This is a genomic window from Streptomyces sp. adm13(2018) (assembly GCF_008042145.1).
Classification (GTDB): Bacteria; Actinomycetota; Actinomycetes; order Streptomycetales; family Streptomycetaceae; genus Streptomyces.
The window spans coordinates 60,568-74,155 of the sequence record NZ_RDBH01000141.1; the positions used below are offsets into that span (position 1 = coordinate 60,568).

At 71.5% G+C, this 13,588-nt stretch carries 10 protein-coding genes and 2 pseudogenes; 5 read left to right on the forward strand and 7 right to left on the reverse strand.

Features of this window, described 5'->3' with window-relative positions:
• Positions 1-39: 39 nt before the first annotated feature.
• Complete coding sequence (locus EAO70_RS39615; RefSeq protein WP_148005719.1) at positions 40-3,519, reverse strand: oligopeptide:H+ symporter; 3,480 nt, start codon at positions 3,517-3,519, stop codon at positions 40-42.
• Positions 3,520-3,719: 200 nt separating this feature from the next.
• Between EAO70_RS39615 and EAO70_RS28200 the strand changes: the two are divergent.
• From EAO70_RS28200 to EAO70_RS28205, 3 genes and pseudogenes are all read left to right on the forward strand, one after another.
• Positions 3,720-4,712, forward strand: a pseudogene (locus EAO70_RS28200) (polyprenyl synthetase family protein); the annotation flags it as partial.
• Entirely contained in the window at positions 4,698-5,015 is a 318-nt protein-coding gene (locus tag EAO70_RS40090; protein WP_315986265.1) for a M28 family peptidase, read from the forward strand. The pseudogene EAO70_RS28200 and the gene EAO70_RS40090, both read left to right, overlap by 15 nt.
• A gap of 90 nt (positions 5,016-5,105) precedes the next feature.
• Entirely contained in the window at positions 5,106-6,314 is a 1,209-nt protein-coding gene (locus EAO70_RS28205; protein WP_148005720.1) for a LolA family protein, read from the forward strand.
• A 150-nt stretch (positions 6,315-6,464) separates the two neighbouring features.
• Here EAO70_RS28205 and EAO70_RS28210 read toward each other — a convergent pair whose 3' ends face one another.
• The 4 genes and pseudogenes from EAO70_RS28210 to EAO70_RS28220 form a co-directional block, all read right to left on the reverse strand.
• Positions 6,465-7,778, reverse strand: a complete 1,314-nt coding sequence (locus EAO70_RS28210) for a M28 family metallopeptidase (protein ID WP_148005721.1) — start codon at positions 7,776-7,778, stop codon at positions 6,465-6,467.
• Positions 7,779-8,024: 246 nt separating this feature from the next.
• Positions 8,025-8,231 carry a HEAT repeat domain-containing protein gene (locus EAO70_RS38190; protein WP_187284145.1) on the reverse strand — a complete coding sequence of 69 codons (207 nt, stop codon included), beginning with the start codon at positions 8,229-8,231 and terminating at the stop codon, positions 8,025-8,027.
• A gap of 95 nt (positions 8,232-8,326) precedes the next feature.
• A pseudogene (locus tag EAO70_RS28215) lies at positions 8,327-8,650 on the reverse strand (DUF4291 family protein); the annotation flags it as partial.
• A gap of 135 nt (positions 8,651-8,785) precedes the next feature.
• Positions 8,786-9,226, reverse strand: a complete 441-nt coding sequence (locus EAO70_RS28220) for a winged helix-turn-helix transcriptional regulator (RefSeq protein ID WP_148005722.1) — start codon at positions 9,224-9,226, stop codon at positions 8,786-8,788.
• 127 nt (positions 9,227-9,353) lie between these two features.
• Here EAO70_RS28220 and EAO70_RS28225 point away from each other — a divergent pair, with 127 nt between their 5' ends.
• Positions 9,354-10,772: an MFS transporter gene (locus tag EAO70_RS28225; RefSeq protein ID WP_222723490.1), complete on the forward strand. Its 1,419-nt coding sequence runs from the start codon at positions 9,354-9,356 to the stop codon at positions 10,770-10,772.
• Positions 10,773-10,881: 109 nt separating this feature from the next.
• On the opposite strand, the gene rarD is transcribed toward EAO70_RS28225, so the two are convergent.
• Entirely contained in the window at positions 10,882-11,877 is a 996-nt protein-coding gene (gene rarD, locus EAO70_RS28235; protein ID WP_148005723.1) for an EamA family transporter RarD, read from the reverse strand.
• A gap of 104 nt (positions 11,878-11,981) precedes the next feature.
• On the reverse strand, positions 11,982-12,854 hold the full coding sequence (locus EAO70_RS28240) for an SDR family oxidoreductase (protein ID WP_148005724.1): 873 nt from the start codon (positions 12,852-12,854) through the stop codon (positions 11,982-11,984).
• 97 nt (positions 12,855-12,951) lie between these two features.
• Between EAO70_RS28240 and EAO70_RS28245 the strand changes: the two genes are divergently transcribed.
• Positions 12,952-13,368 carry a winged helix-turn-helix transcriptional regulator gene (locus EAO70_RS28245; protein WP_148005725.1) on the forward strand — a complete coding sequence of 139 codons (417 nt, stop codon included), beginning with the start codon at positions 12,952-12,954 and terminating at the stop codon, positions 13,366-13,368.
• Positions 13,369-13,588 lie beyond the last annotated feature (220 nt).

Below are 13,588 nucleotides of genomic sequence, written 5' to 3' on the forward strand. Positions count from 1 at the left end.
CCGGCACCCGCTCCACCCGGTGCCCCGTACGGCGTGCTGTCAGCCCGCCGTACGGGGGATCGTCTTCTCCCACGTCCGGTGGAAGACGACCTCCCCGCCCTCCTTGCACACCACCTCGTTCACCGTGAAGAACGCGTCCGCGTCGCAGGTGATCTCCGAACGGGTGTCGACCGTGACGTCCCAGCCCAGCTCCGGGCGGTGCAGCCGGATCGTCCACTCCGAGTTCGTGCGGGCGGACAGCGGCCCGGTCTCGTCGATCGTGTACGTCTCGACCGCGTCCTCGGTGAACTCCAGGCCGTCCGGGTACACGCGCGTGCCGCCGTACTTCGGGTCGACCGCCAGGGTCCACTCGCCCTTCGCCACGTCCCTGACCACCATCCGCTCCGGGCGAGGTTCCTCCAGGGTGCGCGGGAAGACCACGCCGAGGGGCTCCGACTGCTCCGGCTCCTCCCACGTCACGTGGTCCCGGGTGGCGGCGCGGACCGGCAGGGTCAGCGAGGAGCCCGCCGGGTCGAGCGTGAAGCCCGCCGCGTCCGGCTGCGGCCAGATCCACGGCCAGTACGTCGAGGAGACCGCGAGGCGCACCCGGTGGCCGGGTGCGAAGGCGTGGCCGATGCCGTTCAGCTCGAAGTCGAAGCTCTCCGTCTCGCCGATCTGCGCCTCCACGGCCCGGTCGCGGCCGTAGCGGGCGGAGAAGTTCAGCACCCCCCGGGTGACCAGCGTGGAGGAGCCGTCGGGGGCGATGTCGCAGAGCCGGGCGATGACCTGCCCGGTCGGGGCGGCCGAGCGCAGGGCGAGGCTCACCGACGGCCGGCCGAGGATCTCGACGGGCCCGCCGTCCTCCGGGACGGGGAAGTCGAAGCAGGCCGAATGGGCGTCCTCCTCGCGCTGGTCGGGCGGCAGGTCGGCGTCGTTCCCGAAGGGGAAGAAGCGGCCCGCGTCGAGCCCGGTCTGCTGCGGCGAGTCGACGACGACCGGCGCGCCCTGGAAGGCGTACGTCACGGGGGTGACGTTCGGGGAGGGCCAGGCGGGGTCGGTGACCCAGCGCCCCGGCAGCTCCTCGTACACCGTGGCCGGCAGGTGCGAGTCGCTGATCCAGGAGCGGAGCAGCGGCTCGGCCATCACGTCGTTGTCCGCGTCCTTGAGGTGGTGGTCCCACCAGCGCAGGGTCTCCTGGAGGAAGCCGATCGCGGGCCCGGGCGGCAGGCCCCGGTCCGGGTACTGGTGCGACCAGGGGCCGATGATGCCGCGCACCCGGTCCTGGGGGAGGTGGTGGGCGAGCCGCAGGACGGTGTCCCGGTACGGGTCGTGCCAGCCGCCGACGGCGAGCACGGCGGCCCGGATCGCGCCGTAGTCCTCGCAGACGCTGCCGTGCCGCCAGTACGCGTCCCGGGTCTGGTGGGAGAGCCAGGTGTGCAGGAACGGTTCCACGGCCTCCAGGCGCTTCAGCCACATCGCGCGCCACTCCTCGCCGACGTACCGCGGGTCGGGCGGCCGGCAGACGAAGGCGAGCATGGTGGCGGCCCAGGCGTGCATGTCGACGGCGAGGACGGAGCCGCCCATGTAGTGGACGTCGTTGTCGTAGCGGTCGTCGGTGGAGCAGACGGTGACGACCGCCTTGAGCGGTTCGGGGGCGAGCGCGGCGATCTGGAGCGAGTTGAAGCCGCCCCACGAGATGCCGAACATGCCGACCTTGCCGGTGCACCACGGCTGCTCGGCGAGCCAGTTCACCACGGCCACGCCGTCGGCGAGCTCGACCGGGTCGTACTCGTCGCCGGGCAGGCCCTCGCTGTTGCCGTGGCCGCGGACGTCGACCCGTACGGAGGCGTAGCCGTGGCCCGCGTACCAGGGGTGGCGCTGCCAGTCCCGGGGCGCGGTCCAGTCGGTGAGCCGGTACGGCAGGTACTCCAGGAGCGCCGGGACGGGCTCGTCGGTGAGCGGCCGCCATACGCGCGCGTAGAGCAGGGTTCCGTCCGGCAGCGGGATGCGGAGGTCCTCGTGGCGGGTCTCGTACCAGCGGACGGGGTGCATGGTGCGGCGCAGCCAGGGCGCCATGGCGATCACGACGAGGCCCACGACCACGGCCACGGCGCCGTTCACGCCGAAGTAGACGGGCTTGGAGACGTCGTCGTACAGCTTCACGGTCTGCGCCTGGATGCCGTTGGCGAGGGCGAGGGAGAGGAACCAGAGCGACATGGTCTGGCTGGAGAAGGCCTTCGGGGCGAGCTTGCTGGTGGCGGACATCCCGGAGGTCTCCAGGAGGACGTCGCCGAGGCCCAGCAGCAGGTACGAGCCCACGATCCACCAGGCGGCCATCCGGTAGGTGTCGTCGGCGTGCCCGGAGGTCGGGAGGACCATCAGGAGGAACGACAGACCGCCGAGGATCACACCGAAGGCGATCTTGTTGGAGGCGTGCGGCTGCCGGTGGCCCATCCGGGCCCAGACGGTGGCCACCACGGGTGCCAGGGCCACCTCGAAGGCCCCGAGGGCGGAGGCGTACCAGCTCGCCGGGAAGTCGAAGCCGAGGATGGTCGTGCGGGCGTTCGTGGAGGCCAGCAGGATCATCGTCGAGTACGCCTGGAAGAGGATGAAGTTGAAGACGACCGACGCCAGGAACAGCACGACGTACGGCCTGAGGCGGCCGCGCTCCTCCGCGGTGACGCGGGGGCTCGTGAACATCACCCAGAAGTAGACGACCGGCGCGATCACCGAGATCACGGTCAGGACGTCCACGAACCGGTCCATGGTCAGCCAGCCCGTGAGGGCGAGGACGGTGGCGGCGGCGGCCACGACCACGGCCCCGGCGATCATGAGCCTGACCGCCCGGCGCATGGCCGCGGGGGCCAGTGCGAACTCGGCGGAGTGCTTGCGCCCGGCCAGGTGACGGCGGCCCGCCACGTACTGGATCAGGCCGAGCGTCATGCCGAGCGCGGCGGCCGAGAAACCCCAGTGGTAGCCCTGGTGGTCGGCGAGCCAGCCGGTGATCAGCGGGCCCGCGAAGGCGCCGATGTTGATCGCCATGTAGTACAGCGCGAAACCGGCGTCCCGGCGGTCGTCGTCCGTTCGGTACAGCTTGCCGACCATGGTGGCCACGTTCGGTTTGAGCAGTCCGGTACCCGCGCTGATCAGGCCGAGGCCCACCCAGGTCATGGCGGCCGTGGGCACGGCCATCGCGTAGTGGCCGCAGGCGATCAGGATGCCGCCCCACAGGACGGCCCGGTACGAGCCGAGGATCCGGTCCGCGAGCCAGCCGCCGGCCACGGAGACCAGGTAGACGAGAGTGCCGTAGGCCGCGGCGACCGAGGCCGCGGTCCCCGACGCCATGCCGAGACCGCCGTCGGAGACGGCCGCGGCGAAGTAGAGGACGAGGATCGCCTGCATGCCGAGGAAGGAGAACCGCTCCCAGACCTCAAGGCCGGACAGGGTCAGCAGACCCCGCGGCTGCCCGAAGAAGGCGCGGTCGTCCTCCGGCGGCGGCTGCTCGCCGTCCGGATCGGTGTCGATCGTGGTTCGGGACAAAGGGCATACTCCTGGTCGTATGAGCTGTTCCCGAACATACCGGGGGTGACGGGAAGGCGCCCACGGTGATCGAAAGGTGACCGGATACGCTGGCTTGAGTGAATCGAGCGACACATCGACAATCCCTGTGATCGTCAGCGTGATCGCCGGCCATCCGTGTGAACGACATCAGCAGGCGTCAGCAGACAGGAGACCCCCTCGTGACCGTCGTCGGGCCGTTCGGTCTTAGCGTGCGGGACCAGGCTCTCGAGGCCGATGTCCAGACCGGGTTGGCGGCTGTGGAGGCGGGCCTCCTCGACGCCACCAAGAGCGAGGTCCCCTTCATCACGGAGGCCGCCCAGCACCTCGTCCTGGCCGGCGGCAAGCGGTTCCGTCCCCTGCTCGTGATGCTCGCCGCCCAGTTCGGCGACCCCTACGCGCCCGGTGTCGTGCCCTCCGCCGTCGTCGTCGAACTCACCCACCTGGCCACGCTCTACCACGACGACGTCATGGACGAGGCCGACGTCCGGCGCGGCGTCGACAGCGCGAACACCCGCTGGGGCAACTCCATCGCCGTCCTCACGGGCGACTTCCTCTTCGCCCGCGCCTCGCACACGCTCGCGGACCTCGGCCCCGAGGCCGTACGCATCCAGTCCGAGGCGTTCGAAAGGCTCGTCACCGGCCAGATCCTGGAGACCGCGGGTCCCCAGGAGGGCCGCGACCCCGTCGACCACTACCTCGACGTCCTCGGCGGCAAGACCGGCTCCCTCGTCGCCGTCTCCTGCCGCTTCGGCGCCATGATGGCCGGTGCCGACGAGAGCGTCGTCGACATCCTCACCCAGTACGGCGAGCGCCTCGGCGTCGCCTTCCAGCTCGCCGACGACGTCCTCGACATCGCCTCCGACTCCCACGAGTCCGGCAAGACCCCCGGCACCGACCTCCGCGAGGGCATCCCCACCCTCCCCGTGCTGCGCCTGCGGGCAGCTGCCGCCGCCGACGGACGCCCCGAGGACCTGGAGCTCGTCGAGCTCGTCGACGGCGACCTGACGGACGACGCCCGGCACGCCGAGGTCCTGCGCCGGCTGCGCGCCCACCCGGCCCTGGAGCAGGCCCGCCGGGACACCGTGCGGTACGCGGAGGAGGCCCGCGCCATGCTGGCCCCCCTGCCGGACGGCTACGCCAAGGCGGCGCTCGCCGAGATGTGCGACGCCGTGGACTTCGTGAAGGCCAAGCTGGACGCCGCCGGATACACCACCACCGTCCAGCAGTTCACCTCGGGCGGATCCACCGGCTACAACCTGATAGCCGACTGGCCGGGCGGTGACCCGAACCAGGTCCTGATGGCCGGTTCGCACCTGGACTCCGTGACCTCGGGTCCTGGCATCAACGACAACGGCTCCGGCTCCGCGGCCGTCCTGGAGGCCGCGGGGCGTCCGGGGCCGCCGCGGGTCGTCGTGGTCCGTCGCGCGGCGGGGCCTCTCAGGGTCGGGTCATCCCGAAGCAGTACGCCGGGTTGATCCCCCGGGCTGACGTTTCGGCCCTTTCCTTCTGGTGAGATGGAGACATCGACCACGAGGGCCCGCGAGGGCACGAAGGCAGGGGAGACCATGGGAGAGACCCGTAAGGCGAGCCGCTACATCGTCCCGGTCGCGGTGGCGGGGGTCGCCGCGGCGACCATCGGCCTCGTCCCGGCACTCGCGGCGGCCGGAGACCCCGACCTGCCGGAGATCACCGCCCAGCAGCTCATCGAGAAGATCGCCGCCTCGGACACCCAGACGCTGTCCGGCACGTTCCGCATCTCCACCGACCTGGGGCTGCCCCTGGAGGGCCTCACGTCCGGCCTCGGCGGCCTCGCCGGCGGCATGGGCGGCGGCGCCGGCGGCGGCGCGTCGGTCGACCCCGCGGAGCGGCTGACCCAGCTGGTCTCCGGCAGCCACACCCTGCGGGTGGCGGCGGACGGCCCCGACCGCCAGCGGCTGACGCTGCTCGACGGCTCCGACGAGTACAGCCTGATCCACAACGGCGACGACGTCTGGGCCTACGACAGCGCCTCGAAGGAGGTCTTCCACGAGAAGGCCCCCGCGGACGCCCGGGACGGCCACGACGGCCCGAAGGACGAGGAGCTCCCCGGCACGCCCAAGCAGCTCGCGGACGAGGTCCTCAAGGCCGCGGGCGACACCACGTCGATCACCGTCGACGGTACGGCCAAGGTGGCCGGCCGGGACGCGTACCAGCTGGTGATCAAGCCGAAGCAGTCCGGTTCGACGGTCGAGTCGATCAAGATCGCGGTGGACGCGGCGAGCGGCACCCCGCTGAAGTTCACCCTGGCCTCGGTCGAGGGCGGCAAGCCCGTCGTCGACGCGGGCTTCACGAAGGTCGACTTCTCGAAGCCGGCCGCCTCCGAGTTCACCTTCAAGACGCCGGCCGGCGCCAAGGTGACCGAGGGCGGGGCGGAGAAGGAGGCCGGCGAGAAGGGCGACCCGTTCGGCGGGGCGCTGCCGGGCGGCCTGGAGGACGCGTTCGGCGGCTTCGGCCCCGGTCTCGGCTCCGACAAGGGCGGGGTGAACGTCATCGGCGAGGGCTGGACGACGATCGCGAAGATCGACAGCGGTGTGCCGGTGGCCGGGAACGACGAGGCGCCGAAGGAGTTCCAGGGGCTCCTGGACTCCCTCGGCGACAAGGTCACCGGTCCGTTCGGCTCCGGCACCCTCTTCAAGACGAAGATCGTGAACGCGCTCCTCACCGACGACGGCAAGGTCTACGTCGGCGCGGTGACGAAGGACGCGCTGGTGGCCGCGGCCAACGCCGGCAAGTAGGACCGGAGGGGCCTGAGTTGGGACCCCGGGCGGGTCGGGGGCGATGTTCACCGACCCGCCCGGGCGTTCTTGTTCCGCGGGTACGCGGCGGGGGCTGCTGCTCCGCCGCGTACCGCTGCGGGATCGTCGCCGCCGCGTACCGCTGGGGGGTTACGGGAAGGTGAGCTTGAAGCTGTTGATGTAGCCGGTGTCGGCCGAGGCCTTGTCCTGGACGCGGAGCTTCCAGGCTCCGTTGGCGACCTCGGAGGAGGCGTTCACGGTGAAGGTCTGGACGATGTTGTCGGCGCTGCCGCCGGAGCGGTTGGAGAGGCTGTAGGCCGATCCGTCCGGGGCGACGAGGTCGACGACGAGGTCGCCGCGGTAGGTGTGGACGATGTTGACGTCGACCTTGAGGGCGGAGGGGGCGTTGCCCGTGATGCCCGTGACGTCGACCGTGGAGGTCACCGCGGCGCCGTTGTCCGGGATGGACACGTCGGCCGTGTTCTCGAAGACCTTGCCGGGCGGCGTGGTCGTACCGCCGGAGAGCGTCCAGACCGCGTGCGCGATCGCGTCGCTGTTGCGGTCGAGGGCCGTGTCGTTGATGTTCGACGTCGTGTCGCAGGACGAGTGGTAGCAGCGGTCGAAGGCCGTGGCCGTACCGCCCCACTTCTGCACCTGGGCACTGGACTTGACGCGGCTGGCACCCGTGAAGAGGCCGCCGACGGGGACGCCGACGTTCTTGAAGGAGGCGTGGTCGGAGCGGCCGTCGCCCTCCGTCTCGATCTCCGTCGGGACGCCGAGGCCGGCGAAGTAGTTCTTGAACGTCGTCTCTATGGTCGGGTCGTCGTCGTAGACGAAGTAGCCCGGGTTGGGCGAGCCGATCATGTCGAAGTTGAGGTAGCCGGAGAGCTTGGAGCGCTCGGTGGTCGGCAGCTGCGACACGTAGTACTTGGAGCCGACGAGGCCGAGCTCCTCGGCGCCCCACCAGCCGAAGCGCAGGTGCTTGGTGGGCTGGTAGCCGGAGCGGGCGACGGCGAGGGCGGTCTCCAGGACGGCCGCGGAGCCGGAGCCGTTGTCGTTGATGCCAGGACCCGAGGTCACGGAGTCCAGGTGCGAACCGGCCATCAGGACCTGGTTCGGGTCACCGCCCGGCCAGTCGGCTATCAGGTTGTAGCCGGTGGATCCGCCCGAGGTGAACTGCTGGACGGTGGTGGTGTATCCGGCGGCGTCCAGCTTGGCCTTCACGAAGTCGATCGACGCCTTGTAGCCGGTGCGGCCGTGGGCGCGGTTGCCGCCGTTGGCGGTGGCGATCGACTGGAGGTCCGTCAAGTGCTGCTTGACGTTGGCCAGCGGGATGTCGGGGGCGGCGGCGGCCGCGGCCGGGTTGGCCGAGGCGGTGGTTCCGGTGAGTCCGGCGAGCGCGAGCGCCGCGACGGCGGCGACTGCGGTGGCCTTGGTGACACGTCTGGGCACGGAGATGTTCATCGTGTGGGGGCTCCGGATTCCGAACGGGGATGGGACGGAACGTGCGAGACGCCTCGGGCTTGGGTGCCACGAGGCGTTGGAGCTGTGCGTTGTTCATGTACGCGTGCGAAAGCGTGTGCCGTGTTCAGTTGTATGAGCAACCAGTTGTTCGGGTGATCGGTTGTTCAGATGTTCTGTTGTGCGTGCTGAATGTTCAGTGAGATGTTGACTCTGCGTCAAGAGCGGAAACCGGTCAGGCCCGTTCGCTCACCGGACACACCAGCCGTCGACGGCCTCCCGTACGCGGGGATCGGGGTCGCGCTCCAACTCGCTCAGCAGGGCGTCGACTCCGGGGGTCGACCAGTGGGCCACGGCCTCGACGAGGGCGATCCGTACGGCGGGATCGGCGTGCCGGGCGAGGGGCGCGAGTCGGGCCAGCGGCCCGCGCCGCCGCATCCCGTACCGGTGGAGCACGTCGCGCAGTGCCGTCGCGTCGCCCCGGGCCTCTGCGGCCTCGACCCGGGAGGTGCACGAAGGTCGCCATGGGCATGATCGTAGGAGGGGCGGGGGCGGCTTTCGAGGGTGCCCCAGCCCGAGCGGTACATCATCCACAGGAACGAGGGCTTGATCCAGGTCATCCGGTCCCGTTTCCAGGCGGCCGGAAATCGCCCTTCGCGGGCGGCGGGCAGGCCGATCCCGTACATCATCCACAGGAACGAGGGCTTGATCCAGGTCATCCGGTCCCGTTTCCAGGCGGCCGGAAATCGCCCTTCGCGGGCGGCGGGCAGGCCGATCCCGGGCCGGTACGCCTGGTAGACGGTGACCGTGCGGTCGGTGTGGAGCGCGCGGATGCGGTACTTCGGCTCGTCGGTGGCCGGCGTCGTATCTTCCATGCCCTGAGGATGGGCGAGGCCGGGGAGCTTGGCCACCGGTTATCCGCGCCCGCGCCCCGCGCCTGCCCCGTGTGCCTGCGTTCCGCGTCCGCGCCCGCCCCCGCGCCCGCGTCGCGTACCCCGTGGCCAGGTCCGTCAGGACGCCGTCGTCGCCTCCCGTGCGTCGTACTCCTCCCGCGCCGCCGCGATCTCGTTCTGGTGTTGCTCGGTCCAGGTCACGAGGGAGCGGATCGTGGTGTGCAACGTGCCGCCCAGCGGGGTCAGTTCGTACTCGACGCGAGGCGGCACGACCGGGTGGACCGTGCGCTTCACCAGGCCGTCGCGCTCCAGCTGGCGCAGGGTCACGGTGAGCATGCGCTGGCTGACGCCGTCGATCTCGCGCTTGAGCTCCGTGAAGCGCAGTACCCGCCGGTCGAGCAGGGCGATGACGAGGAGGGACCACTTGTCGGCCACCCGGTCGAGGATCTGCCGTACGTCGCAGTCCTCCCGGGTGTCCCACTGGAAGGGGTCCGCGTCCCCGTCGGGCCCGTAGGTTCCCTCGCAGTGACTCGGTGACTTCGAAGTGCCTTCTTCCATGGCATCGGATGCTCCCGCAGGATGCAGGTGGTTACAAGAGGGAACCGACCCCCGAGTCGGTAACCGGCCTAATTCCTTCGCCTGTTGAGCCCTTCCCGCGTCCCTGATCCCTGCCCTGGAGGCAGTCGTGTCCATCCGTGCCTGGAGTCTGCTCCTCGTCCTCTGCGGGACGATCTTCCTCGAAGGCATCGACGTCGCCATGCTGGCCGTCGCCGTTCCCACCATCCGCGCCGACCTCGGTCTCGGCACCGGCACCGCCGCCTGGATCATGTCCGCCTACGTCCTCGGCTACGCCGGCTTCACCCTGCTCGGCGGCCGCGCCGCCGACCTCCTCGGGCGGCGCCGCATGTTCCTCGGCTGGCTCGCCGTCTTCCTGGTCTTCTCCGGCCTCGGCGGTCTCGCCGAGGAGGGCTGGACCCTGATCGTGGCCCGCTTCGTGACCGGCGTCGCCGCCGCGTTCATGACCCCGGCGGCCCTGTCGATCATCACCACCTCGTACGCGGAGGGCCCGCAGCGCAACCAGGCCCTGCTGGTCTTCGCCGGCACCGCCGCCGGCGGCTTCTCCCTCGGGCTGGTCATCGGCGGACTGCTCACCCAGCTCGGCTGGCGCTGGGTCTTCTTCGCCCCGGTCCTGCTGGCCGCCGCCATCCTGGTGGCCGCCCTCCGGCTCGTCCCGAAGGAGTCCCGCCCCGCCCGCACCAAGGGCGGCTTCGACCTCGGCGGCGCGCTCACCGCCGCCGGCGCCATGCTCCTCCTCGCGTACGGCGTCGTCCGCCTGGAGCACGGCTTCCAGGGGTGGCAGGTCACCGCCGCCGCGGTCGCCGCCGGGCTCCTCCTCGCCGGGGCCTTTGTCGCCGTCGAGCGGCGCGCCGCCACCCCGCTCGTCCGGCTCGGGATCCTCCGCAGGGCCTCGCTGGTCCGCGCCGACCTGGGCGCCCTGCTCTTCGTCGGCTCCTTCTTCGGCTTCCAGTTCATGGCCACGCTCTACCTCCAGGAGCTGCGCGGCTGGTCGTCCCTCCAGACGGCGCTCGCCCTCCTGGTGCTGGGTGTCGACGCGATCCTCGCCCCGACACTGACCCCGCGCCTGGTGGCCCGGTTCGGCAACGCGAAGGTGATCCTCGGCGGCTTCGTCCTCGCCGTCGGCTCGTACGCGCTGTTCCTGCCGGTCGGCCCGGACTGGTCGTACGCGGCGATGTTCCCGACGCTGCTGCTGAGCGGACTCGCCTTCGCCCTGGCGTACGGTCCGCTGACCATCGCCGGTACGGAGGGGATCGCGGAGGAGGAGCAGGGGCTCGCGAGCGGGCTCCTCACCACGGCGACGCAGTTCGGCTCGGCGGTCGGCATCGCGGCGGTGACGGCGGTGTACGGGCTCTCCGGCGGCGGTCTCGACGGCTTCCGGGCCGCTCTGGTCGTCCCGCTGGTGATGGTCGCGCTCGGTGCGGTGATCACGGCGACGGGGGTGCGCGACCGGCCGGGCGCCCCGGCGGAGAAGGCCGTGGAGAAGGCCGTGGACCTGCCGGATCCCGCCACCAGAGTGACGGTCTGAGCCTCCGCGCGGGGCGACGCGGCGCACGGGCGGCCGGTGCGACGCGGCCTACGGGCGGCCGGGCGGTTCGCCGCCCGGCCGCCCGTGGGCCCGTCGGCCGCCGCCGGGCCTACGGGGCCTGACGGACGGGAGCGGGGGCCGCATCCCCGGGGGCCGCCTCCCCCGCCGACTCCGCGGCGGCCGATTCCGCGATCGCCCTCGCCGCCTCCATCGCCGCCCTGCTCCGGCGGGCCGCGCGCAGGGCGTCCCAGGTGAGGAGGGTCAGCGCCAGCCACACGAGGGAGAAGCCCGCCCAGCGCTCCGGCGGCATCTCCTCGTGGAAGTAGAGGACGCCGAGCAGGAACTGGAGGGTCGGCGCCAGGTACTGGAGGAGGCCGAGCGTCGAGAGCGGTACGCGGATGGCGGCCGCCCCGAAGCAGACCAGCGGCACCGCGGTGACGATGCCGGTGGCGGCGAGCAGGGCGGTGTGGCCCGCGCCGTGGGAGCCGAAGGCGAGGGTGCCCTGGGTGCCGAGCCAGACGAGGTAGCCGAGGGCCGGCAGGAACTGCACCGCGGTCTCCGCGGCGAGGGACTCCAGGCCGCCGAGGTTGACCTTCTTCTTCACCAGGCCGTACACGGCGAAGGAGAAGGCGAGGACCAGGGAGATCCAGGGCGGCTGCCCGTAGCCGATCGCCAGGACGAGGACGGCGGCGAAGCCGATGCCGACCGCCGCCCACTGCGCGGGGCGCAGCCGCTCCTGGAGGACCAGGACGCCGAGGGCGATGGTGACGAGCGGGTTGATGAAGTAGCCGAGGGAGGCCTCGACGACGTGGCCCGTGTTGACGGACCAGATGTAGAGGGCCCAGTTCACGGTGATCACGGCGGCGGCGACCGTGATCAGGCCGAGCTTGCGCGGGCTGCGCACGAGTTCGCCGATCCAGCCCCAGCGGCGGACCGCGAGGAGCGCGATGCCGACGAAGACCAGGGACCAGGCCATCCGGTGGGCGAGGATCTCGACCGATCCGGCGGGCTTGAGGAGCGGCCAGAAGAGCGGGACCAGCCCCCACATGCCGTAGGCGCCGATCCCGTAGAGCAGTCCTGCTCTTTCCTCGTTCTCCGTCTTCACCGGACCTCCCGCCCTGTGCCGCGCTGTCCTGTCGACGGTAGCGCCGCACGGGGCGGGTTGTCATGCCCGTACCGCTATACGGTCATGACGGGGTGGGGTGGTGGTCAGGAGGCCTCCAGGGCCGCGGCGATCGTCACGGCGATCGGGGTGGTCGGGCGGCCGATCAGGCGGGCCAGGTCGCCCGTCCGCAGGGCGAGCGCGCCGTGCTCGGCGGCCCGGTCGACGTCGACCAGGATCTCGGCGAAGGGGGCCGGGACGCCCGCGCCGGTGAGGATGGCGAGGTGCTCCTCGGCGGGCACGTCGCGGTAGGTGATCTCGCGGCCGGTACGGGCGGAGAGCTCGGCCGCGTACTCGGCGAGGGACCAGGCGGTGTCGCCGCTCAGCTCGTACACCCGACCCAGGTGCTCCTCGGCGGGGCCGGTGAGGACGGCGGCCGCGGCGGCGGCGTAGTCGGCGCGGGCGGCGGAGGCGATCCGGCCCTCGCCTGCGTTGGCGACGACGGCACCGTGGGCGAGGACGGGGGCGAGGTTCTCGGTGTAGTTCTCGGTGTACCAGCCGTTGCGCAGGAAGGTGAACGGCAGTCCGGAGTCGCGGATCAGCCGCTCGGTGGCCTTGTGCTCGGCGGCCAGGTCGAAGTCGGCGTCGTCGCCGCCGAGGACGCCGGTGTACGCGAGCTGGGCCACGCCCGCCGCCTTGGCCGCGTCGATCACGGCGGCGTGCTGGGCGACGCGCTGTCCGACCTCGCTGCCGGAGATCAGCAGCACCCGGTCGCCCGCTCCGAAGGCTCCGGCGAGGGTCTCCGGCCGGCTGTAGTCGGCGATACGGAGTTCGACGCCGCGCTCGGCGAGGTCGGCGGCCTTCTCCTTGTCGCGGACGACGGCGGCGACGGAGTCGGCGGCAAGGGAGGGGTCGGCGAGGAGAGCGTCGATGACGAGACGGCCGAGGCGGCCGGTGGCTCCGGTGACGACGATGCTCATGGCGGGTCCTTCTGCGGTGGGGTGCGGTGGGCGATGCACTCACCGTACGTCCGGCGCTAACCTTTCGAAAGTACCCACTTTGGAGTAAGGTACTGGCATGGGAGTAAGTGATGAGCCGGAGATCCGGAGCCTGCCGGCCGACGTCGACGGCGCCCTGTGCCCCCAGCGGCTCGTCCTGGAGCACGTCACCAGCCGCTGGGGCGTCCTGATCCTCATCGCGCTGCGCGAGCGCTCGTACCGCTTCAGCGAACTGCGCCGCAGGGTGGGCGGGGTCAGCGAGAAGATGCTGACGCAGACGCTCCAGACCCTGGAGCGGGACGGCTTCGTCCACCGCGACGCCAAGCCCGTCATCCCGCCCCGCGTCGACTACAGCCTCACCCCCCTCGGCGAGGAGGCCGCCGACCAGGTCCGGGCGCTGGCCCGCTGGACCGAGCGCCGCGTCCCGGAGGTCGAGGCGGCCCGCCTCCGCTACGACGCCGCGCGTCGCGAGAGCGCCACGAATCCGTCCCAATGATGTTGTAGACGGCGCGAGTTGTCGGCGCCGGGCCGTACGATCTGCTCACCGTTCGTGGGGAAACCGTGAGTGACCGTGGGGGATCTGTGTCGTACGGGGACCGAAGACTGTGGCGTGCCTGCTGTGTCGTACTGGTGGCCGGACTGATGGCCGCCGGCTGCACCACCGACGGAGAGAAACCCGACGGCAAGGGCGGCAAGGGCACCACGGCGTCCCCGGC

Excerpts from the sequence above, each read along its gene's own strand:
- EAO70_RS40090 (WP_315986265.1), top strand. The coding sequence starts at position 4,698 with ATGTGCGACGCCGTGGACTTCGTGAAGGCCAAGCTGGACGCCGCCGGA.
- EAO70_RS28205 (WP_148005720.1), top strand. The coding sequence starts at position 5,106 with ATGGGAGAGACCCGTAAGGCGAGCCGCTACATCGTCCCGGTCGCGGTG.
- EAO70_RS28210 (WP_148005721.1), bottom strand. The coding sequence starts at position 7,778 with ATGAACATCTCCGTGCCCAGACGTGTCACCAAGGCCACCGCAGTCGCC.
- EAO70_RS28220 (WP_148005722.1), bottom strand. The coding sequence starts at position 9,226 with ATGGAAGAAGGCACTTCGAAGTCACCGAGTCACTGCGAGGGAACCTAC.
- EAO70_RS28240 (WP_148005724.1), bottom strand. The coding sequence starts at position 12,854 with ATGAGCATCGTCGTCACCGGAGCCACCGGCCGCCTCGGCCGTCTCGTC.
- EAO70_RS28245 (WP_148005725.1), top strand. The coding sequence starts at position 12,952 with ATGGGAGTAAGTGATGAGCCGGAGATCCGGAGCCTGCCGGCCGACGTC.